18 protein-coding genes are annotated in these 21,412 nt (G+C 47.2%); 6 read left to right on the forward strand and 12 right to left on the reverse strand.

Annotated elements, in window-relative coordinates:
* Nucleotides 1-10: 10 nt before the first annotated feature.
* From AAA946_RS21765 to AAA946_RS21810, 10 genes are all read right to left on the reverse strand, one after another.
* Complete coding sequence (locus AAA946_RS21765) at nt 11-550, reverse strand: GNAT family N-acetyltransferase (protein WP_338166836.1); 540 nt, start codon at nt 548-550, stop codon at nt 11-13.
* A gap of 173 nt (nt 551-723) precedes the next feature.
* Nucleotides 724-1,914: a mannose-6-phosphate isomerase, class I gene (gene manA, locus AAA946_RS21770; protein ID WP_338166837.1), complete on the reverse strand. Its 1,191-nt coding sequence runs from the start codon at nt 1,912-1,914 to the stop codon at nt 724-726.
* 303 nt (nt 1,915-2,217) lie between these two features.
* Nucleotides 2,218-3,492 carry a 4-aminobutyrate--2-oxoglutarate transaminase gene (gene gabT / locus AAA946_RS21775; protein WP_338166838.1) on the reverse strand — a complete coding sequence of 425 codons (1,275 nt, stop codon included), beginning with the start codon at nt 3,490-3,492 and terminating at the stop codon, nt 2,218-2,220.
* 25 nt (nt 3,493-3,517) lie between these two features.
* Nucleotides 3,518-4,945, reverse strand: coding sequence for an NAD-dependent succinate-semialdehyde dehydrogenase (locus tag AAA946_RS21780; RefSeq protein ID WP_338166839.1), 1,428 nt, complete (start codon nt 4,943-4,945; stop codon nt 3,518-3,520).
* 75 nt (nt 4,946-5,020) lie between these two features.
* Nucleotides 5,021-6,103: an agmatine deiminase gene (gene aguA, locus AAA946_RS21785; protein WP_338166840.1), complete on the reverse strand. Its 1,083-nt coding sequence runs from the start codon at nt 6,101-6,103 to the stop codon at nt 5,021-5,023.
* A gap of 11 nt (nt 6,104-6,114) precedes the next feature.
* Nucleotides 6,115-6,981, reverse strand: a complete 867-nt coding sequence (gene aguB / locus AAA946_RS21790; RefSeq protein WP_338166841.1) for an N-carbamoylputrescine amidase — start codon at nt 6,979-6,981, stop codon at nt 6,115-6,117.
* Between the two features lie 98 nt (nt 6,982-7,079).
* Complete coding sequence (locus AAA946_RS21795) at nt 7,080-8,357, reverse strand: NAD(P)/FAD-dependent oxidoreductase (RefSeq protein ID WP_338166842.1); 1,278 nt, start codon at nt 8,355-8,357, stop codon at nt 7,080-7,082.
* A 31-nt stretch (nt 8,358-8,388) separates the two neighbouring features.
* Nucleotides 8,389-9,873, reverse strand: a complete 1,485-nt coding sequence (locus AAA946_RS21800) for an aldehyde dehydrogenase (RefSeq protein WP_338166843.1) — start codon at nt 9,871-9,873, stop codon at nt 8,389-8,391.
* A gap of 26 nt (nt 9,874-9,899) precedes the next feature.
* Nucleotides 9,900-10,457, reverse strand: coding sequence for an HTH-type transcriptional regulator PuuR (gene puuR, locus AAA946_RS21805; protein WP_338166844.1), 558 nt, complete (start codon nt 10,455-10,457; stop codon nt 9,900-9,902).
* A gap of 16 nt (nt 10,458-10,473) precedes the next feature.
* Nucleotides 10,474-11,220 (reverse strand): gamma-glutamyl-gamma-aminobutyrate hydrolase family protein, encoded by a 747-nt coding sequence (locus AAA946_RS21810; protein ID WP_338166845.1) that lies wholly within the window; start codon nt 11,218-11,220, stop codon nt 10,474-10,476.
* 355 nt (nt 11,221-11,575) lie between these two features.
* Between AAA946_RS21810 and AAA946_RS21815 the strand changes: the two genes are divergently transcribed.
* From AAA946_RS21815 to katG, 3 genes are all read left to right on the forward strand, one after another.
* The gene (locus tag AAA946_RS21815; RefSeq protein ID WP_338166846.1) at nt 11,576-12,922 is read left to right on the forward strand and encodes a glutamine synthetase family protein; all 1,347 of its coding nucleotides are present in this window, start codon (nt 11,576-11,578) and stop codon (nt 12,920-12,922) included.
* Between the two features lie 16 nt (nt 12,923-12,938).
* Nucleotides 12,939-14,414 (forward strand): Na+/H+ antiporter NhaC family protein, encoded by a 1,476-nt coding sequence (locus AAA946_RS21820; protein ID WP_338166847.1) that lies wholly within the window; start codon nt 12,939-12,941, stop codon nt 14,412-14,414.
* Nucleotides 14,415-14,748: 334 nt separating this feature from the next.
* Nucleotides 14,749-16,938, forward strand: coding sequence for a catalase/peroxidase HPI (gene katG / locus AAA946_RS21825; protein WP_338166848.1), 2,190 nt, complete (start codon nt 14,749-14,751; stop codon nt 16,936-16,938).
* An 88-nt stretch (nt 16,939-17,026) separates the two neighbouring features.
* Here the strand turns inward: katG and AAA946_RS21830 are convergent, their stop codons facing one another.
* Nucleotides 17,027-18,214 (reverse strand): MFS transporter, encoded by a 1,188-nt coding sequence (locus AAA946_RS21830; RefSeq protein WP_338166849.1) that lies wholly within the window; start codon nt 18,212-18,214, stop codon nt 17,027-17,029.
* A 165-nt stretch (nt 18,215-18,379) separates the two neighbouring features.
* On the opposite strand from AAA946_RS21830, the gene AAA946_RS21835 reads away from it, so the two are divergent.
* Together AAA946_RS21835 and AAA946_RS21840 are read left to right on the forward strand one after the other, a co-directional pair.
* Nucleotides 18,380-19,285: an endonuclease/exonuclease/phosphatase family protein gene (locus AAA946_RS21835; RefSeq protein ID WP_338166850.1), complete on the forward strand. Its 906-nt coding sequence runs from the start codon at nt 18,380-18,382 to the stop codon at nt 19,283-19,285.
* A 97-nt stretch (nt 19,286-19,382) separates the two neighbouring features.
* Nucleotides 19,383-19,880 (forward strand): GNAT family N-acetyltransferase, encoded by a 498-nt coding sequence (locus AAA946_RS21840; protein WP_338166851.1) that lies wholly within the window; start codon nt 19,383-19,385, stop codon nt 19,878-19,880.
* 331 nt (nt 19,881-20,211) lie between these two features.
* On the opposite strand, the gene pcp is transcribed toward AAA946_RS21840, so the two are convergent.
* A complete protein-coding gene (pcp, locus tag AAA946_RS21845) occupies nt 20,212-20,850 on the reverse strand; it encodes a pyroglutamyl-peptidase I (protein ID WP_338166852.1) in 639 nt (212 codons plus the stop codon).
* Nucleotides 20,851-20,933: 83 nt separating this feature from the next.
* Here pcp and AAA946_RS21850 point away from each other — a divergent pair, with 83 nt between their 5' ends.
* The gene (locus AAA946_RS21850; protein WP_338166853.1) at nt 20,934-21,179 is read left to right on the forward strand and encodes a hypothetical protein; all 246 of its coding nucleotides are present in this window, start codon (nt 20,934-20,936) and stop codon (nt 21,177-21,179) included.
* Nucleotides 21,180-21,412: the final 233 nt, after the last annotated feature.

A 21,412-nucleotide genomic window follows, 5' to 3' on the forward strand; every position in this document is an offset into this window, starting at 1 on the left:
TTCTTATTAGTTAAACGAGAACACCACACCTTTCACCTAAGTCCGCAGGGCGTTTCCAAGTATAGAGATACTCATCAAGAAACTTGCCGCAAGGGGATTCGGCGCGTTGTTTGAGGACTTGATTGCCGCCGAGCGACTCATAAAAGTGAATGGCATTGGTATTGTCGGCGAGTACTTCAAGAAAAATGCCATTGTCCGGATAGAACTTGTCTGCCCATTCGACCGCACGAACGATCAGCTGTTTAGCGACACCACGACGCTGTGCTTGAGGCGTGACATGCAGGTTATCGATGATAGTACCGAAATCAACGTTATGATTACCAAAAAGACAAATAAAACCCACCAGCTCGCCCTTGTCTTCAGCAACGAGAACATGCTGACTGAAAGGCGGATTGAGCAATCTTGTTTGCCAAATCAGTTGTTTATCTTCTAGAACCGAATCATCAAGATACGATTGGCGCATAATTCCCTTGTAAGCGTGTTGCCAGCTCGATGCATGTAATTGAGCCACATTTTGAAAGTCAGCATATTCTGCTACTCTAAATTCCATTTTACAGTACCTAGTGCTTTGTTTTTTACATTTCCTTAAATTACATACTAGTTATCTGTAACTAAATTGCAATCCATGCTGATTGTATTCTGTACAAAATGGATAAAAAAAGGGAGATCTCTCGCGATCTCCCTAGCAGTTTGTCAATATTGCATCCGTTTTTGTTCTCAAACCTAACAGTAGGCGCGAGCAAACTTACCTTGGCAACTGATGGAATAGTGCTTAGCAAAAGCCGGAATGAACATAGAATGCCCTCGCTCCAGCACGGCGACCTCACCATTTTCATGCGTTAAATACACCGGCTCATTGAGCGCAAACAAGATTTCTGGCGTTTCCACCGATAGCTCACGCTGGTGCTGATTCGCATACACACTGAATTTAAAGTCTTTTACTGGCACCAAAAAGTGCTCTGCACCGTTCTCGCAGTGGGGAGTCGAGAGCAAAGCTTCACGACGTTTTGGCTCAAACACCGTACAGGCCGCCAACTCAGCAACATCAATATGCTTTGGCGTCAGGCCAGCGCGAAGTACGTTGTCGGAATTAGCCATAATCTCAAGACCTGTCCCTTTGCAATAGGCATGAGGAGTACACGCATCTAGGTACATTGCCTGACCTGGTTCTAAGGTGAGAACATGCAAGATAAGCGGCGCAAATAAACCGACGTCACCCGGGTATCGCTCTGCTAGCCAAGTTATGAGCTCAAATGTCTCATCACCTTTTTGGCTGCTAGCAAAACTTAATAGGGCATCAATGGCTTGGCATTTGATTTCTCCCTCCAACTTCAGCAACCCTACAAAGAACCGCTCAAGTCCCGCCGGGTTCGGCTCTGCGTTGTATTCAGTGACGAGCTCAGACAACTCCAAAATATCTAATTTATTAAAGTACTTCAGGATCTCTTCATGAGGCCTAAAGCCATTCATTGCTTGATAGCGAGTCAAGGCATAAACCAACTCGGGTTTGTGATTGGGATCTTTGTAATTTCGACAGTCCGCGTTTAAAGCCAAGTTATGTTGCTGCTCTAACAAATAGCCTCTCTCAGCTTGTTCTTTACTCGGATGCACTTGAATCGATAGTGCATTTTCTGCCGCAAGAACCTTGAACAAGAATGGCAACTCGCCAAATTGCTGCTGTATAGAAGGGCTGAGAATAGACTCAGGGTCGCCAGCCACCCATTGGTCGAGGCGAACCAAGTGATTGTCGATGAAGACCTGCGAACAGCCGTTAGGATGCGCGCCCATCCAAAGTTCGGCTTGCGGTTTATGCTCCGGATTCTCGATACCAAAAAGCGTCGAAATCGAGGTCTCACTGCCCCATGGGTAATCTTGGATAACATTACTCATAGGTAAAAAATGTTGTTGCGTCATGAAAATTCCAACCAATCATCAAAAGGATCTTGATAGCGGACTTTTTCAAAAGAGCGCTATCAGGATCCAGATCTGCTAACGGAGTGCCAGTTACTCGGGATAATTTAACAGAACTCAATTTAAAACTATATAGTTTTAAATTGATAAATGATCAATACTTTCGACATGATCAAAAATTGACAAAAAGATCAGAAAAAAGAAAAGCCCCCTCGGGCTCGAATCGAGGGGGCTTTGTTAAATCGAGGGGGCTTTGTTAGGGAGAGACTTTATCGGAGCGATAAAAATCTATGGGAAGCTAGGGGGTTACTTCGCCACGTCCAAAATGATAGCTTCTAGCTTGTCTAAGCCTTCTGCTAGCACTTCTGACTCAATTGTTAACGGTGGAAGTAAGCGAATCACGTTCGCCTTCACGCCACACGACAACAAAATAAGACCGTTTTCTTGAGCTTTCGCTATCACTGCTTTCGTCACATCTTGCAACGGTTGCTGTGTCTCTGGATCAGTAAACTCGATCGCCATCATTGCACCGATAGTACGAATTTCACCAATTGCCGGAACTTGCTTTTGCAGTTCAGTAATACGAGCGTTCACGACCTCACCAATGCCTTGAGCTTTGGCGCACAGCTGCTCTTCTTCAATGATCTTGAGGACTTCCAAGCCTGCAACACAACCCAGTGGAGAGCCTGCGTAAGTACCACCCAAACCGCCCGGAAGTGCTGAGTCCATGACGTGTGCTTTACCCACTACGGCAGAGATTGGGAAACCACCCGCGATCCCTTTTGCCATGGTCATCAGATCAGGTTCAATGCCAATGTGCTCAGTGGCAAACATCTTACCCGTACGCGCAAAACCTGTCTGGATCTCGTCGGCAATCAACAAGATGCCATGCTTATCACAAAGAGCACGTACTGCTTCTGCAAAATCTTGAGGCGCTTGATAGAAACCACCTTCACCTTGAACAGGTTCAAAAATGATCGCGGCAACGCGGCTTGGTTCGATATCACAAGCAAACAGATCCTCTAGAGCTTGCAAGCTATCTTGTGTGCTGATGCCATGAAAAGCATTTGGGTACGGTGCATGGAAGATCTCGTTCGGGAAAGGCCCGAAACCTGCTTTATATGGTGCGATCTTACCGGTTAATCCCATAGTCATATTCGTACGGCCGTGGAAACCACCTTTAAAGGCAATAACACCACTGCGACCGGTATGGGCACGCGCTACTTTCACTGCGTTTTCTACCGCTTCAGCACCCGTAGTTAGGAAAATGGCTTTCTTTTCAGTATCGCCTGGTGCAAGCTCAGTTAGCTTTTCCGCCAACTCCACAAATGACTCGTACGGCGTTACCATCGCACACGTGTGGGAGAAGCTTTCAATCTGTGCTTTCACTGCCTCAGTGATACGTGGGTGCGAGTGACCCGTGTTGGTCACTGCGATACCAGCGGCAAAGTCGATGTATTTATTGCCATCGACATCCCATACGTGAGCGTTTTCAGCTTTCTCTACGTACAGTGGGTAAAGTGCGCCCATGCCTTGAGCGATAACCTTGCTTCTTCTTTCGTGTAATTGTTGGTTTTTCATTGTTTAATCCTTTATAAGTTATCGCTTAGTTGCCACCAAAACATAGGTATTTCACGTCCATATACTCGTCGATACCTTGCTTCGCGCCTTCACGTCCAATACCTGATTGCTTCACTCCACCAAACGGGGCAACCTCGGTAGAAATAATGCCTTCGTTAATGCCCACCATGCCGTACTCCAGCGCTTCTGCTACTTTCCAAACTCGGAAAATGTTTTGGCTGTAAAAGTAGCTTGCAAGGCCGTAAATGGTGTCATTTGCCATTTCAATCAGCTCTTCATCGGTCTCAAAACGAACCACTGGTGCAACAGGACCAAAGATTTCCTCTTGAATGATGTCCATGCTGTGTGTGACGTCTTTAAGCACCACTGGCTGCATGAAGTTACCGTCGAGTGCCTTCGGTGGTGTGACAGGTGTTGCGCCTTGCTCAACCGCACGATCAATCAGAGCTTGAATGCCCTCTTTCGCACCTTGGTTAATCACAGGACCAATAGCGACACCCTCTTCTAAGCCATTACCAATCTTGAGCTTCTGTACGGCCGCATCAAACTTCGCGACAAACTCGTCGTAGACGTTGTTGTGAACGTAGAAACGGTTTGCACAGACACACGTTTGGCCTGCATTGCGGAATTTAGATGCCATTGCACCTTGTACTGCCGCATCAATATCTGCATCCTCAAACACGATGAACGGGGCATTACCACCTAGCTCCATCGATGTACGTTTCACATCTTTTGCAGACTGCGCCATCAATACGCTGCCGACTTGAGTAGAGCCCGTGAAGGAGAGCTTTCTAATCAAAGGATGCGAGGTAAAGATCGCACCAATTTTACGAGAGCTTTCCCCCAATACCACTTGTAGCGCATCTTTCGGAATACCCGCTTGGTATGCCAACTCAACAATGGCAAACGCAGACAGTGGCGTCGAATCAGACGGTTTGACGACAAAGCTACAACCTGCCGCCAGAGCCGGACCCGCTTTACGTGTAATCATCGCAATCGGGAAGTTCCATGGTGTAATAGCCACCGCCACACCGATTGGCTGCTTGATTGTCACGATTCGCTTGTCCGCCGTCGGACCAGGGATCGTATCGCCATACGTACGTTTTGCTTCTTCTGCAAACCATTCGATAAAGCTTGCGCCATACAGTACTTCACCCGCTGCTTCTGCTAGGGGCTTGCCTTGCTCCATTGTCATGATTCGAGCAAGGTCATCTTTGTTCTCTAGAATAAGCTGGAACCAACGGTTCAGCATACCTGCACGGGTTTTCGCAGGCACTTTCGCCCACGATTTCTGCGCCACATCTGCACGCTCAATCGCGTCCATAAGTTCTGCTTCACTTGAGCGCGGTGCAAAACCTACCGTCTCTCCCGTTGCTGGGTTGGTTACTTCAACAGCGTCATCCGCTGCTGTCACCATAAACGCCAATAGGCTTTTGTTGTCAATTTGCTGCATGGTGAATCCTTTTATTTCAATGGCTCAGCAATATGCTGAGCAGCCAAATTAGTGTTTCAATTAGCACGCAGAGCCTTAGGCTGGGATCTGCTGTGTAATACAGTGTATGTTGCCACCGCCAAGTAGCACTTCACGTGTCGGTATACCGACGATGTCATAATCGGGTAGCGCCTGGACTAAAATCTCAACCGCAATGTTATCAAACTCACTATCAAGCAAAGGCAGAAAGATATGCCCATTGACCATCAGAAAGTTGGCGTAAGAAGCGCTTAAACGCTCTCCCGCTTGTCGGTTCATACTGTCGCTGGTTTCTACTCCTGACGCTTCTTCATCCGAATAGAACAATGGGCCGGGCAACGGCACTTTGATAACCTCAATGGTACGCCCTTTTGCATCCGTTTGTGCCTTCAGTGCTGACAATGCCTCTCGTGATAAAGCATATTGAGGATCAAACGGATCGTCGGTCCAACTCAACACCACTTTAGCCGGAGCAACCACATGAATGAGGTTATCGACGTGACCATCGGTCTCATCGTTAAACAGCCCCTTTGGTAACCATACGACTTTCTCGATACCAAGGTACTCACTCAGTTGGGCTTCTATCTCAGCCTTGGACAGTGATGGATTGCGTCCTGGGCTAAGTAAGCATTCTTCTGTGGTATACAGTGTACCTTCACCATCAGTATGAATAGCGCCGCCTTCAAGGACAAAAGGTGCACGGTAGTGATCCAGGCCCATCACATCACACACGGCCGCCGCAACTTTGTCGTCGTCACTCCAATCTTCATAAAGCCCGTTGTACTCACCACCCCAAGCATTGAACTGCCAGCTTACTCCGCGCCTGTCGCCATTGGCGTTCACAACAACGGTAGGGCCAATATCACGCATCCAAGAGTCATTGAATGCCATTTCTACAAGCTTTACCGAGCGGTTAAGCATGCTGCGAGCTGTCTCATATTGAGCGCTACTCACAGCTACAGAGACAGGCACCACGTCGGAAATTGCATTGGCAACTTTAGCGAACGTTTGCTGGGCTGGTTTTGCTTTGTCGCGCCAGTTGTCACGGCGCTCCGGCCATGCCAGCCAAACTTCTCTTACAGGCTCAAATTCTGCCGGAAAATAGAAACCATCCTGTTTTGGTGTCGTGGTGAGTTTCATCGGTCACCTCATTACTTCGCTAGGCTAAGAATATCTTGGTACAGATCTGGGCGGCGATCACGGAATAGACCCCAAGCGTGACGTGCTTTTGCTGTCTCTTTAAGATCAATCTCCGCGTAGATGATTGCTTCGCCTTCACGAGGTGCTTCAGCAAGTTTGCCACCAGTGTGATCAGTGATGAACGATGAGCCATAGAAGGTTGTTTTGATACCGTCATCATCTTCAATTCCAACACGGTTTGAGGCAACAACTGGCACCAAGTTAGCCGCTGAATGACCTTGCATCGTACGCTGCCAGTGGTCACGCGAGTCAAGTGACAGATCTTGTGGCTCAGAACCAATTGCTGTTGGGTAGAAGATCGCTTCCGCACCGCTAAGTACTAGGCTGCGAGCAAGCTCTGGGAACCATTGATCCCAACAAATACCCGCACCGAAAGTACCAAACTGGGTTTTCCACACTTTAAAACCGGTGTCGCCAGGGCTGAAGTAGTACTTCTCGCTGTAACCTGGGCCATCAGGAATGTGTGACTTACGATAGTTTTCCAATACGGTACCATCGGCATCGATCATCACTAGGGAGTTGAAGAAGGTGTTGCCCGCTTTTTCGAAGTAGCTGACTGGAATTACCACGTTCAGCTCTTTAGCTAGAGCACTCAGCTCTTTAATTAGACGACAGTTTTCCGTTTCTTCCGCTAACTCAAAGTATTTTGATTCTTGTTTTTTGCAGAAATAAGGGGCAGCCATGAGCTCCTGAGGCACAATAACATTTGCACCATTCGCTGCTGCTTCGCGTATCGCGCCTTTAATCTTTTCTAGGTTTGCGTCTAGGTCCCAAGTTTTGGTCAACTGAAGGGCAGCAAATTTAACTACTTTACTCATAGGATCTTCCTTTATCTCTTCTCATCTAAGGGCCGACTGAGTGCCTGTCATAGCAGGCACTTCTTTTTGTCTAGGGGGTTCTCTGTTTCTTTCAGGGGTTAGATTGCCAGTTTGTCACGCAAGTTGTAGTACGTCGCACCCATTGCCGTAAACGGAATCGCGAAGTGGCGACCGCCTGGGAACGTGACGTGAGTAAGGTCGGCAAATGCGTCAAAGCGCTCTGCATGACCAGATAGTGCTTCAGCGAGCAACTTGCCTGCTAGGTGCGTACAAGTCACACCATGGCCGCTGTAACCTTGCAGGTAGTAGATGTTGTCGGCAAAAGAGCCAAACTGTGGCATACGTGAATAGGTCAATAGGAAGTTGCCTGTCCACTTATAATCGATACCGATACCTTTTAGCTGTGGGAAGATTTTCTCCATCTTAGGTCGAATCAACGCTTCGATGTTCTCTGGATCACGTGCGCCATACACTACGCCACCACCAAACAACAGTCGCTTGTCTGCACTTAGGCGGAAGTAATCCAGTAGGTAGTTACAATCTTCAACACAGTAGTCTGAAGGCAAAATGTCTTTCAACATCGCTTCTGATAGCGGCTCTGTCGCCACAACCTGTGTGCCACACGGGATCGCTTTATTACTGATGTTTGGTGCCAAGCCACCCAAGTAAGCATTACCCGCTAGTACAATGTACTTCGCTTTAACGCTGCCCTTTTCGGTATGGGCCACTGGGTTCGCGCCTTTCTCTATGCGAGTTACGCCAGATTGCTCAAAGATACGGCCACCTAGAGCTGTGATCGCTGCTGCTTCTCCTAGCGCCAGTTTTAGTGGGTGGATGTGACCACCGCTCATGTCTAGTAGCGCGCCTTTGTAAGCCTTTGTGCCCACTGCCGCTTCGACTTCATTCGCATCCATTAGGCTTAGCTTGTCATTGCCATAGCGTTCCCAATGCTTTTTGTGCTCTTCAAGGCCTTTCATTTGCTTGTTGTTCAGCGCCGTGAACATACCGCCCTGCTTGAAATCACAATCGATATTGTGTTTGTCGATCAGGCCGCGAATGATGTCGCCACCTTCAAAAATCATGTCGCACAGTGCTTTTGCCTGCTTCGCACCATAGCGGCTTTCAATCACATCTACATCACGGCTATAGCTGTTTACAATCTGACCGCCATTGCGGCCTGTTGCACCAAAGCCTACTTTCGCATTTTCAAGTACAACGACTTTGAAGCCTTTTTCAGACAAGTGAAGTGCTGACGATAAGCCCGAGAAACCTGCTCCAACGACGCAAACATCACATTCAATATTGTCTTGTAGTTGTGGGTACTCACTTACATTAGGGATCGAGTGAGCGTAGTATGAATCTGTATGTTTATTCATAGTTCTATTCCTTGTTGTTACAGCTTCGGGCTTAAGGTTGGAGACGAATCCACGTCGTTTTGGTTTCGGTAAACTTCTCAATGGCATGGATGGATTTATCGCGTCCATTACCACTCATTTTGAAGCCACCAAATGGGACGGTCATATCGCCCTCGTTGTAGTTATTCACCCACACAGATCCCGCCTCTAATTGCTTAGCGACTCGGTGTACGCGATTAATGTTGTCACTCCATAGCGCAGCGCCTAACCCGTATTGAGAGTCGTTGGCGATGGCAATGGCCTCTTGTTCTGTCTTAAATGGAATGACGCAAAGAACAGGACCGAATATTTCTTCTTGAGCAACGCGCATGCTGTTATCAACATTGTCTAAGATCACAGGCTCAACAAACGCACCTTGTCCAGCGACGTCACCGCCACAGCGCACAACTGCACCCGCCTCTTGACCTAGCTTCACGTAATCCAACACCTTAGCCTTGTGCTCTCGGTCGATGAGCGCGCCCATTGAAGAGGTAGGATCCATCGGATCTTTTGGCATAAAGCGCTGTGCTGCGCTAATCACTTTGTCGATGAAGGTATCTTTAATGCTCTCGTGCACCAGCAGACGTGTCGCGGCGACGCACACTTCACCCTGGTTGTAGAAGCAACCAGCGGCTGTTTCTGCGGCTGCGCGATCTAGATCGGCGTAGTCTTCAAATACAATATTGGCATTTTTGCCACCCGCTTCTGCCCATACACGTTTGAGGTTCGTTTCACCCGATGCGACCATAAGCTGGCCTGCTACACGGGTTGAACCTGTAAACGCGATACAGTCGACGCCTTCGTGGCGTGCTAACGCTTCACCAGCTTCATGACCAAAGCCTGTGATCACTTGAAAGACACCCGCAGGGATCCCCGCTTCATTAGCAAGTTTGCCAAGGAAGATAGCGGTCAACGATGATTTTTCAGAAGGTTTTAGAATAACGCTATTACCCGCCGCTAATGCCGGGCCAAGTTTCCAGCAACCGATCCACAATGGAAAGTTCCAAGGAACCACGGCTGCAACCACACCAATCGCTTGGTGAGAAACAAATGCATGCACCTCTTTTTCCGTTGGAGCAACTTCGCCATACACTTTGTCGATAGCTTCGGCATACCAACGAATAGACTTAGCCGCACCAGGAATGTCCGTGGACACACTGTGTGCGATAGGTTTGCCCGTATCGAGCGTTTCAAGCAATGCTAGCGCTTCAACGTTTTCATCAATTAGGTCGGCAAACTTTGTCAGTACCGACTTTCTGTGAGCAGGAGAACTCTGGCTCCATTCGCCCTTAGTAAAAGCTCTTTTGGCGTATTCAACGGCAAGATCGACGTCGGCAGATTTACAGCGCGCGATGTTCGCGATGATCTCATCTGTGGCCGGGTTGACCACTTCAAGTGTCGTCTCATCCACAGCGGCTGTGTATTCGCCGTTAAGAAAGGCGCGCTGTTCGATCACTTGCGCCTCTCGTTGTTCAATCCATTGTTGTTGCGTTTTCATACGCTCTCCTTGGTTACCTCAAGGCGCTAGAATGCTTTTGGTGTGTGAGCACTTATCATTCTGCAAGCCTTATCGGAGTAATTAGTAAATTTATGTGGGATAGTCGTGTCGATAACATAGGATTCACCTTCCTTAATCAGATAAGTTTCACCGTTGTAGTCTAGTTCAACTTCACCGCTCAACACGGTGCCGACTTCCTCTCCTTCATGCTTAATGTTGGAAGCTCCAGTGGTGCTATTTGGAGCGTATTCCTCTATCAAAAATCCAATTTCTTGTTGGTTACTGCCGTTGCTAACAAGTTTCATTGAGACCATTTCACTGCCGATTTCAATCAACTCATCTGGCTTAACCACTACCTTTATTTCTTTGTTTTCTTGTTGCTCAAGAGTGAAAAACTCCGAAAGCGACAAAGAAAAAACGTTCACTATTTTTTGCAAAGAACTCACCGAAGGGCTCACTTTGGCATTTTCTATCGAAGAGATAGCACTATGTGTAATGCCTGCTCGCTCAGCCAGTTCTCGCTGTGAAAGTCCACGCTCTTTTCTCAGTTGAGCGATATTTTTACCAATCTGGTGGTTATCCATACATTCAGCCTCTAAATTATTGAGAAGCTGACATAATAAATTCTTTAAACAAAATTTGTGAGAAATGATTTTGTTTTGCTTCCCATTCTGGGTGCCACTGCACGCCAACAAAATATTTCTGACCCGGCAAACTAAATGCCTCTATGAGACCATCAGGGGCTTTCGCTTCAACTCTTAGTGTCGAACCGAGCTGTTTTACTCCCTGATTATGCAGAGTGTTTACTTGGAACTGACTGGTATCTTCCCATTGGGCATTGACCAACCACTCTTTAAAGACCCCCTCACCTTCGACTAATACCGGATGCGCAGGTGCGTATTTCTCACCAAAGTCTTTTGACTCATTTTCACGGTGATCGTCATATCCAGATTCGTGTACCGCCGGATCTAAGCTGCCGCCAAGTGCCACATTCATTTCTTGAAAGCCGCGACAGATACCCAAGCAAGGGATATTCATATCAATGGCACGACGGATCAGTTGAATCGACAGCTCATCACGCGCTTCATCTTTCTTCTTCTCTTCATGGTTACCGTTGTAACGGTGGGGAGCGACATTCGAGTGGCTACCCGGAAACAACAGCCCATCACATACCGCTAACACGCGGTCTAGCTCATCAGTCTCGATTGCTGAAGGCAGAATGATTGGCGTTCCACCAAAGTCTTTTACTGCTTGTAGGTAAAACTCATTCAATGCCTGTATTTGATAGCCAGCGAGCTCTTTCTTACAGCTTACGAGTCCTATGATGGGTTTTCTTATCTCAGACATTGTCACACTCACGTTCGATTTATTTAACAAAAACCGTACAACCCACGTACATAATTATCAACAGCGGTGTTAAAAATAGATTCCAAAGCGTGACTTTGATCTCTATTTTGGTCAAAAAAAGCACTTATTTCGCTCGAAATATTGAGCAAAAGGCGATCAACTGTTACAAATTAGTTAACGTTTAACGCGGTTGATATAATTACCAAATTAAACAAAAACCAATAAAAACAATAAAAACAATAATTTAAATTAATAGTTCAGCCAAAAACCCTTTTAGTACTATGGTTATTGTGTTCTTTTTGTTAAACACCATCACAACAACCACTGTCTGACCGGGTAACTAGGAGTAGTAAAGATGGATACCTATTTACAGGAAGTTAAAAATTTTCGACAAAACTGGCCAGAGATTAAGTACGTGGACGTTATATTTACTGATCTCAACGCGACACCTCGTGGCAAGCGTATTCCAGTAGACTCGTTGGAGAAACTCGCTAAAGGCGTTGCGCTCCCCCTATCTACTATTACTCTCGATACTAAAGGTGCAGTGGTTGAGTCAGCAGGTCTTGGTGAAGATCTTGGAGAACCAGATAACCTTTGTTTCCCGGTTTCAGGCACTTTATTGCCGACAGCGAAAGATGGCACTGGTCAGGTCTTGCTCTCTATGATGGAAGACGACGGAAAAACCCCGCATCGTTTGTTCATTCGGAACATTGTTGAGCGCATGGTAGAAACACTGCATGCGAAAAACTGTTTTCCAGTCGTGGCATTAGAACTTGAGTTCTACCTCATCGATAAAGTTCGTGGTGAAAATGGTGAACTTCAAACAGCCATCAACCCGACGAAGAACAAAAGAGAGCGTGATACTGAAGTCTATGACGTTGATGGCCTTGACGACTATGCCGATTTCCTTGCTGAACTGAATGCCGCAGCAGCCGACCAAGGGTTAAATACCGCCGGTGCACTGGCCGAATCTGCACCAGGTCAATTCGAAATCAACTTCAACCACTCCCAAGATGTGCTTCGTGTCTGTGACGAAATTGTCTTCTCTAAGCGCCTTATCAAGCAAATTGCCCACAAGCACGGTTTTGATGCCACCTTTATGGCGAAGCCTTTCCTAGAAGAAGCGGGCAACGGTCAACACATGCACATTAGCCTGGTTAATGACCAAGGCGACAACCTGTTTACTAATAAAGAGGATGACTCAGCGAGCCCATTGTTCTACCAAACAATGACCGCGATGCTATCCCAAATTTCGGACGCAATGGCTCTGCTTTGCCCTAACGTGAACTCTTACCGCCGATTTGTACCAGGTGCTTATGTACCAACACGTGCAGATTGGGGGGAGAATCACCGTGGCGTTGCACTCCGCGTACCGATCAGTGACGGTAAAAACCGTCGCATTGAACACCGCATCGCTGGTGCGGATGTCAACCCTTACATTCTCGCTGCCGTAGTACTTTCCGCCGTATTAGCGAGTGATAACTATACCCAAGAACAGTGTCCACCCGCCCTAAGTGATAACGCAGTTGACCTGCCAACCCGCATGTCAGATGCCCTAACTCAGCTTGATAGCAGTGAGTTAGGTACTTATCTCTCTCAGGACTTTATTGATATGTATCTCGCTTGTAAACGTAGTGAACTGGCCGACTTTGAGCGCATTATTACCCCGCTAGAAATCGACTGGATGCTTCACTCGGCATAGCCAAAGGAAGGAAATTATGACAACAAAAACTGGTGTACTAACCCCACCTAGGAAATCAGGCAGTAAGCACTTATTTGTGACTGCGCTTGTGGCTAGTGTGTTAATTGGGTTTACCGCCCTGGGGTTAAACCATGTAGAAGGTGAAGCATACGGATGGCTGAGCCTACTACCGACAGCCCTAGTATTGATCTTCGCACTCACAACCCACAGAACGGTAGAAGCGCTTGTCGCGGGTACCATCGCTGGCGTATTGCTGCTCGACCCGACTCAAGTGGTTGAGAAGTTCATTGGCATATCCATGGATGTAATGATGGACGGCACCATCGCTTGGATCATTTTGGTTTGTGCGCTTATGGGCGGATTGATTGCGGTCCTCGAAAAGGGTGGCAGTATTCTTAGCTTCAGTAATATGCTGGTCAGCAAAGTAAAAAGCCGTAAACAATCCATGCTAATGACATTCGTGTTAGGTCTGATCATCTTTATCGATGATTACCTTAACGCCATCGCGATTTCATCGTCGATGAAGAAGGTCACTGACGGCTATAAGATCTCTCGTGAAAAGCTCGCTTACTTAGTTGACTCAACGGCGGCACCGATTTGTATTCTGGTTCCAATCTCTACTTGGGCTATCTTCTTTAGCTCTCTGTTGGAAGCAAATGGTGCAGCAGCAGAAGGTTCTGGTATCGAAGCTTACATTTCAGCAATCCCATACATGGCTTATGGTTGGGTAACACTGGCTATCGTTGTTCTGGTGTCTTTAGACAAATTGCCAAACCTAGGTGCGATGAAACAAGCGGAAGAACGCGCACAGAACGGTCAAGTGAAGCCAGATGGTGCTCAAGACATCGACTTCTCAGGTGAAGTGCCTGAAACCACCTCACCAACGATGGGTTTGATTAACTTCTTAACGCCAATGGTCGTTCTTGTTGGTGCAACATGGTTCTATGGTATTGACCTACTGGCCGGTGTCGTTGTCGCTATCATCTTTACGCTTTGCCTGTACGGTTTCCAGCGACTGGTGTCAATGAATGAGTTATTTGACTCTGTATTTGATGGCGTCAAAGTCATGCTTATTCCACTTGCGACGGTTGTCGGCGGCTTTATGCTAAAAAGTGTCAATGACTCACTTGGACTGACTGAGTTTGTCATCGAATCTGTCGCACCTTACCTTTCTGCACAGTACTTCCCTGCGTTGATTTTCATCATCACTGGTGGCTTAGTATTTGCATCTTCTTCGTCTTGGGGTACGTTCGCCGTTGCCATGCCGATTATCCTGCCTCTTGCAGACCAGTTAGGCGTGCCACTGCATCTTACCATCGCTGCGATGCTATCAGCTTCTGCTGCAGGTAGTCACTCATGCTTCTTTAGTGACTCTACCGTACTCTCAGCGCAAGGCTCTGGCTGTACCGCAATGCAGCATGCTAAGACTCAGTTCCCTTACGCACTGATCGGTATTGTTGCCACCACCCTATTCTTCATTGTTGTGGCATAACGCGCGTTATTCACATCAATAAGAAACCCAAAGGGATGCCACTCAGCAGGCATCCTTTTTTTATGCCCCTACTGTTAATAGGTGTTTCCTATCGAATAGATAGAAAAAGGCAAATGTTCAAACCGCCGCACGCGTCGCATAATGAATATAACAGTTAACCAGTAACAGACTTTGGTTACGCGAATTTACACTTATTGGAGATTTAAACGCGGCCATTTCCTCTGCTGTTACATAGAATCAAACTGATTCCGGCGTCCATCAGAATTGTCCATTAAATAAGTAGCGATTCTGAGGTCTTTTGTTAGTTCACAGTTTTTAGAAACTGGAGATGAATATGCAAAGCGATAACAATGCTCCTCAAGGTAAATGCCCATTCATGCACGGTGGCAATACGCGCTCCGGCGGTCGTGGCACTCAAAACGTGGATTGGTGGCCAAACCAACTCAATGTAAAAATCCTTCATCAAAACGATCGTAAAGGAAATCCTCATCACGAAAGCTTCAATTATGCACAAGCCTTCAAAAAGCTCGATCTGAAGCAAGTAAAACAGGACATTGAACATATCCTGACTGACTCTCAAGATTGGTGGCCAGCCGACTACGGTCACTACGGTCCGTTTATGATCCGTATGGCGTGGCACGCTGCAGGTACCTACCGTACTGCTGACGGTCGCGGGGGCGGTAACACTGGCAATCAGCGCTTTGCTCCTCTTAACAGTTGGCCTGATAACGGCAACCTAGATAAGGCTCGTCGCCTACTTTGGCCGGTAAAGAAAAAATACGGGCAAAGCCTCTCTTGGGCCGATTTGTTTATTCTTGCTGGTAACGTGTCTATCGAGTCCATGGGCCTAAAAACCTTCGGTTTTGGTGGTGGTCGCGAAGACATCTGGGAACCAGAGGAGGACGTGTATTGGGGTATGGAAAGCGAATGGCTAGGTGACAAGCGTTACTCTGGTGACCGCGAACTTGAAAATCCGCTTGCTGCAGTACAGATGGGACTTATCTATGTAAACCCAGAAGGTCCCAATGGCGACCCAAGTGTGCTCGCGTCCGGCCGCGATATTCGCGAAACATTCGCTCGTATGGGTATGAATGATGAAGAAACAGTGGCGCTCGTCGCAGGCGGCCATACCTTTGGTAAATCCCATGGTGCCGGCGACCCTGAACTCATGGGGCCTGAGCCAGAAGCTGCACCAATGGAAGAAATGGGCTTTGGTTGGCGCAATGGTTTTGGTAGCGGTAAAGGCGATGATACGACCACCAGCGGTATTGAAGGCGCTTGGACACCAAACCCTATTCAATGGGATAACGGCTACTTCGATATGCTACTTGGCTACGACTGGGATCTCGTAAAAAGCCCAGCAGGCGCTTGGCAATGGGTACCGGTTGGCGTCTCTGAAGAGCATATGGCTCCTAAAGCACACGATGCTTCTCAGCGCGTCACCACCATGATGACGACAGCAGATATGGCGATGCGTATGGATCCGATCTACGGTGAGATCTCCAAGCGCTTCCACCAGAATCCAGATGAGTTCGCCGACGCCTTTGCTCGCGCTTGGTTTAAGCTCACTCACCGTGACATGGGACCAAAAGCTCGTTACCTAGGTGAAGAAGTACCAAGTGAAGATCTGATCTGGCAAGACCCAGTTCCAGTAGCAACGTCTGCGCCTATCAGCTCTGAAGATGCAGCAACGTTGAAAGCAAGTATTCTCACATCAGGACTAACGGTTTCTGAACTGGTGTATACCGCTTGGTCATCGGCCTCGACCTTCCGTGGTTCGGACTATCGTGGTGGTGCAAACGGTGCCCGTATTCGTCTAGCCCCTCAGCGTAACTGGGAAGTTAACCAACCAGAGCAACTTAATCGCGTATTGGCGGTGTATGAGCGTATTCAAGCTGAATTTGCTAAGCCTGTCTCTATTGCTGACTTGATCGTTCTCGGCGGTAACGCAGCGATTGAGAAAGCAGCGAAAGATGCGGGGGTTTCCGTGGACGTACCATTTACAGCTGGTCGTACCGATGCACTTGAGTCTCAGACTGATGCGGAATCATTTGCTGTACTTGAGCCACTTGTTGATGGCTTTAGAAACTACAGTCAAAAAGCATTTAGTGTCTCTGAAGAGGAACTACTGCTAGACAAAGCACAGCTACTGACCCTTACCGCGCCAGAAATGACCGTGTTGATTGGTGGCCTTCGTGTACTTGGTGCAAATTACGGCGACAGCGACTTTGGCGTCCTCACCGAGCGTAAAGGTTTGTTAACCAATGATTTCTTTGTGAACTTAACGGACATGGACATTGAGTGGCGACCAACCAACCGTGACGCCAGTGAGTTTGCCGGTGTTGAACGTGCGTCTGGTAAACAGAAATGGTCAGCGAAACGTGCAGACCTTGTGTTTGGCTCTAATTCACAATTGCGTGCACTTGCGGAAGTATACGCGTGCGATGATGCCAATGATAAGTTCATCTGCGACTTCGTTTCGGCTTGGGTTAAAGTTATGAATGCCGACCGATTTGATGTGTAATCACTCAATCTAGAAACAACTGAGCCTGTGATATCTCCCCTTATCGGTGACAATCACAGGCTCTTTTTTATCGCTTAGCTCAACAGGGCTAGCTCCACTTAAGCACCCTAACCTCATTTCCCTCTTCGGGTTTCTTAGGGATATTCAAAGACAACAGCAGAGATACCGCGGCCATGGCTGCACCAATATAAAACACGCTCGACGGTGAAATTAACCAAATAAAACCAAACGACACAGGGATCACAACCGCCGCAATGTGGTTAATGGTAAACGATACGCCTGCTGTAGACGCCATGTCGGCCGGATCGGCGATCTTTTGAAAGTAAGTCTTAATCGCCAACGCCAGCGCAAAGAAAAGGTGGTCAATAACATACAGCGCAGCTGCCCATTCTGCCGTTTGCACTAAACCGTATCCGACAAACACAAATATCAGTCCAATGTATTCCACCATTAAGGCTTTACGCTCGCCAACGATACCAATAAATCGACCAATCTTCTTCGCAAACAAAAAGTTAAACAGATAGTTAATTAGGAAAAGTAAGGTAATGTCGGAGACACTGTAGCCGAACTTCTCAACCATTAAAAAGCCAGCAAAAACCGTAAAGATTTGGCGTCTTGCTCCGCTCATAAAGGTCAATGCGTAGTAAAGCCAGTAGCGCTTTTTCAACACAAGTTTCTTTGTCTGAGGAGTGTCTGTCTTAAACTGAGGAAAGGCTAAGGCAATAAACAGCACTAAGATAAAGCCGACACCTCCAGAGATGCCATATACCCAGACATAGTCGAGCTTAAAGACTTCAACCATGACCCAAAGGCCCGCATAGGTCAAAAGAGATGCCAAGGCACCTACGGAGATCAGTTTACCTAACACTTCCGGGGCCTCTTCTTTACTCAGCCACTGCAAGGAAAGAGATTGCTTTAACGTCTCAAAATAGTGAAACCCTGTAGACATAATCAGTGTGGTGATCAGCAAACCGGCCACGGAAGGGAAAAATCCCGTGATCGCGGTACCTGCGGTGAGCAACAATAGTGACACGATCATGAACTTTTGCTCGCGAATGAACAGGAGCACGAAGACGGTCGTAAATGCCAAGAAGCCGGGAATTTCTCGTACACTTTGTAAAAGGCCGATGTCCGAGCCATCGAAGTTGGCCTTCTCGATAACGAAGTTGTTAAGCAGCGCCATCCAGCTTGAAAAAGCGATGGGCACTATAATCGAGATAATAATGAGGAAGTTTTGCGGCGTTCGCCAAGCAGGTTCAAGTTGCGGTTGAGACATTGTTATTCCTTTGAAAGCGTTATTTTTATATGCTCATCCTCAACCACAATGAAGGGGCAGACATAAGCGGTAATGGAGTCTAATACTTTGACACAAATAAATACATTGAAAGTCACTACTTGCAACTTATGCAACTTTGTCGAGCCGCCATGCGCCTTTTATGAAATGGAGAACATTTACTCTCAAAAGCAATGGCAACAGAAAACACGCTGGCTAACAGCCACATTGCGCGAGATAGACAGTGATGTCATAGCTTTTCAAGAGGTGTTTTCCATTGAAGCGCTGCGTATCTTAACTTCAGAGCTGGGCTATCCATATTTTGAGTATAATCAGCAACCCGCGATTGAAGGTGATTACATCTACTCCAAGCCTGCACTGGCGTTTGCTTCTCGGTTCCCAATAAAAAAGTACACTAATATGCAGCTTTGCCATCCGTTTTCTGGCGAGTTTAGTCGACCACCACTGCATATTTCGCTTTCCATAGCGGGACTCGGAGACTTTGATCTAATCAATGTGCACTTAAAGTCCAAGCGAGCCATCATAGACAGCGAAGAAACTAGTGACAACGTCACTGAATGGTTAAAGGAACTGGCCGGTTCTACACTATCGAGCCAGCTTCGTCAGCAAGAGGCGCTGTCACTGCACGCTAATATCGTACGTCACAAACGCGATGCTCAGCGTCCATTTATCTTACTCGGCGACTTCAATAATGTGCTTTCGGCGGCCGAATTTGCTCCATTTCGTGCCCAGTATCGCCACCGCAGACGTGAATCACGTAGCGCCATTGCACCATACCAATTCCATGACAGCTGGGCACTTATCCCCCATGGCATACCTGTTCGAGCTCAAGACGCCATCAAACCACCTGTTAGCCACTACTATGGTGAGTCTGGACAGCGTATTGACTACATCTTATTGTCTAGTGAATTCGTACCGGAATACGAGCACTCACTGTATGAATTGACTGAGTATCAACTTACCGATAAGCACATCGTTGATCCTAGATTTGGCATCAATGATGTGGGATCAGATCATGCTTTCATCTCCATTCGCTTCGAGTCACGTCACTAACCGCTCGAAGTTGGATAATCTGCTTGCCACATCCTTCAAATTCAATTAGTTATATACCTAATGACCTCGATGCCAAATAACAACAACGGAGATGGCAATGAACGTTACCATTCGACCTACTGAGCCAAGAGATGCCGAAGGCCTGCGCGATCTATTTTTGCAACCAAAAGCCATGCGAGAAACATTGCATTTACCCCACTCTACCCTTGCTATGTGGCAAGAGCGGCTGAACAATATTCCCGTTGGCGTTTATTCATATGTCGCCGAGTGGGATGGGAAAATTGTTGGAAATATCGCGTTAACCCAGTCACAACGACCAAGACTGATGCACAGTGCGACCTTCGGTCTCGCCGTTCATGATGACTACCACGGGATGGGCATTGGCAGTCAACTGATCGAGACCGTGTTGGATTTAGCAGACAACTGGCTCAACTTAATGAGACTTCATATTGAAGTGAATACCGACAACAAAGCCGCTATCGCTCTTTATTCAAAATACGGCTTTGATATCGAAGGGGAAGCACTGTGCTCCGCATTTCGAGATGGTGAGTATATCTCCACCTACTATATGGCAAGACTCAAAGATCAGCAGTAGACACGACTTACTTCAAATAAGCGAAGCTGGCGAGCAGATCGGCTTCAATTTGTAAGTCATTGTTAACCGGATACCACACATCAACTTATTGATGTTAAACGATATGGTCTGCACTTTGATGCAATGGTAAAGTTGGAAGCAAGACCACAGCAATACAACCATTGGAGCAAGGAAATGTGCAAGCATGGAGCACCACAGCGTCAAAAACGAAGCCTATTTATGAAGCTGTTGGGAGTGAGAGAGTACTATGTCTGTAGCCATTGTGGACAAAAGCTTCTAATTGGCTCAGAGCGACTAACTCGTCTCCTTTACCCAAATCAGATTGATTCGTTTAACAAATCTGACCCGACTCATATTTAATATCCTGTTCAACCTGCAAGCAGACCTCTGCCGCAAGCGCGATCCCCTTAACCATGTCCTCAAGCCGCATCGAAGGGGGAGCAGTTTGGTCACCCACCGGGGTTATTAAAGGAACATGAATGAAGCCTTGAGCAATCGGCTTCCCCGTTAAATGATGTTGCAATCCATAAAACAAATGGTTGCAGACAAATGTGCCAGCGCTATTAGACACTTCGCAATCAATCCCGTTTTTATTCAATGCTTTAGTAATAGCTTTGATAGGCAAGGTTGAGAAAAATGCGTTAGAGCCGTTTGCTACGACGGGTTCGTCTATAGGCTGGTTACCCGCATTATCGGCAATGCGAAAATCATCAACATTGATCGCAACACGTTCAGGGGTGATGGCCGTCCGCCCAGCCCCTAGCCCGAGATTTATCACCACACTCGGCTGATGCTCAGCAATAGCACTCAACACACAATCGATCGACTCGTATCGAGTCACTGGTACTTGGCAAGTGACGATCTCTCCACCTTCTATCATCACGCCTGAGAGCCGCTTGATGATCTCTAGTGACGGGTTAACCGCATCACCTCCGAAAGGTTCGAAGCCTGTCACCAATACTTTTTTCATCGGTTTTCATGCCTATTGTTGGTTTCTCTGTTTAACTTAGGTAGAGTACGCCACCAACAATACCAGTCAAGCGATAGAAAACGATGAACATTGACAACGAAGTTATTGAAACATTAGAACAACTAGAGCAGTTCCTGATCTTAGTCGAGAGCGGAGCACTCGGTTTACAAGGCGTAGCAGGTATTGCACTAGCAACCTCGAATGCTGACGGCCGTCCTTTCGTCGCGGTGCTAAGTGACAAACATGAGCTTTTACACGGTCGCTGGGTATCACAAGACGTGTATGAGAACGGCAAAGACTTAGTGCGTAACGGACCACGACGTAACTAGGCAGCACGCAATAACAAGCCATCGAAACCCAGCATACATGCTGGGTTTTTTATTGCCTAAACATATGGATAACCGCAGTCTTGATGTGACCCATGCTGCTGAATTTAAAGTAAAAAGAGAGATTGATTCCACGTTTATTAGAATGGAATCGCAATCTAAGTGTGCAGTGCGTTGCACTGTGACGATCTCATCTATCCTTTTCTGCGATGCGGCTTGTCCGCGACGTCAGTATA

It is taken from the genome of Vibrio sp. 10N (assembly GCF_036245475.1).
Classification (GTDB): domain Bacteria; phylum Pseudomonadota; class Gammaproteobacteria; order Enterobacterales; family Vibrionaceae; genus Vibrio.

What these genes read in the sequence shown, in the direction of transcription:
- AAA946_RS21765 (WP_338166836.1), bottom strand. Translation starts at nt 550, where the DNA reads ATGGAATTTAGAGTAGCAGAATATGCTGACTTTCAAAATGTGGCTCAA.
- manA (WP_338166837.1), bottom strand. Translation starts at nt 1,914, where the DNA reads ATGACGCAACAACATTTTTTACCTATGAGTAATGTTATCCAAGATTAC.
- gabT (WP_338166838.1), bottom strand. Translation starts at nt 3,492, where the DNA reads ATGAAAAACCAACAATTACACGAAAGAAGAAGCAAGGTTATCGCTCAA.
- AAA946_RS21780 (WP_338166839.1), bottom strand. Translation starts at nt 4,945, where the DNA reads ATGCAGCAAATTGACAACAAAAGCCTATTGGCGTTTATGGTGACAGCA.
- aguA (WP_338166840.1), bottom strand. Translation starts at nt 6,103, where the DNA reads ATGAAACTCACCACGACACCAAAACAGGATGGTTTCTATTTTCCGGCA.
- aguB (WP_338166841.1), bottom strand. Translation starts at nt 6,981, where the DNA reads ATGAGTAAAGTAGTTAAATTTGCTGCCCTTCAGTTGACCAAAACTTGG.
- AAA946_RS21795 (WP_338166842.1), bottom strand. Translation starts at nt 8,357, where the DNA reads ATGAATAAACATACAGATTCATACTACGCTCACTCGATCCCTAATGTA.
- AAA946_RS21800 (WP_338166843.1), bottom strand. Translation starts at nt 9,873, where the DNA reads ATGAAAACGCAACAACAATGGATTGAACAACGAGAGGCGCAAGTGATC.
- puuR (WP_338166844.1), bottom strand. Translation starts at nt 10,457, where the DNA reads ATGGATAACCACCAGATTGGTAAAAATATCGCTCAACTGAGAAAAGAG.
- AAA946_RS21810 (WP_338166845.1), bottom strand. Translation starts at nt 11,220, where the DNA reads ATGTCTGAGATAAGAAAACCCATCATAGGACTCGTAAGCTGTAAGAAA.
- AAA946_RS21815 (WP_338166846.1), top strand. Translation starts at nt 11,576, where the DNA reads ATGGATACCTATTTACAGGAAGTTAAAAATTTTCGACAAAACTGGCCA.
- AAA946_RS21820 (WP_338166847.1), top strand. Translation starts at nt 12,939, where the DNA reads ATGACAACAAAAACTGGTGTACTAACCCCACCTAGGAAATCAGGCAGT.
- katG (WP_338166848.1), top strand. Translation starts at nt 14,749, where the DNA reads ATGCAAAGCGATAACAATGCTCCTCAAGGTAAATGCCCATTCATGCAC.
- AAA946_RS21830 (WP_338166849.1), bottom strand. Translation starts at nt 18,214, where the DNA reads ATGTCTCAACCGCAACTTGAACCTGCTTGGCGAACGCCGCAAAACTTC.
- AAA946_RS21835 (WP_338166850.1), top strand. Translation starts at nt 18,380, where the DNA reads ATGGAGAACATTTACTCTCAAAAGCAATGGCAACAGAAAACACGCTGG.
- AAA946_RS21840 (WP_338166851.1), top strand. Translation starts at nt 19,383, where the DNA reads ATGAACGTTACCATTCGACCTACTGAGCCAAGAGATGCCGAAGGCCTG.
- pcp (WP_338166852.1), bottom strand. Translation starts at nt 20,850, where the DNA reads ATGAAAAAAGTATTGGTGACAGGCTTCGAACCTTTCGGAGGTGATGCG.
- AAA946_RS21850 (WP_338166853.1), top strand. Translation starts at nt 20,934, where the DNA reads ATGAACATTGACAACGAAGTTATTGAAACATTAGAACAACTAGAGCAG.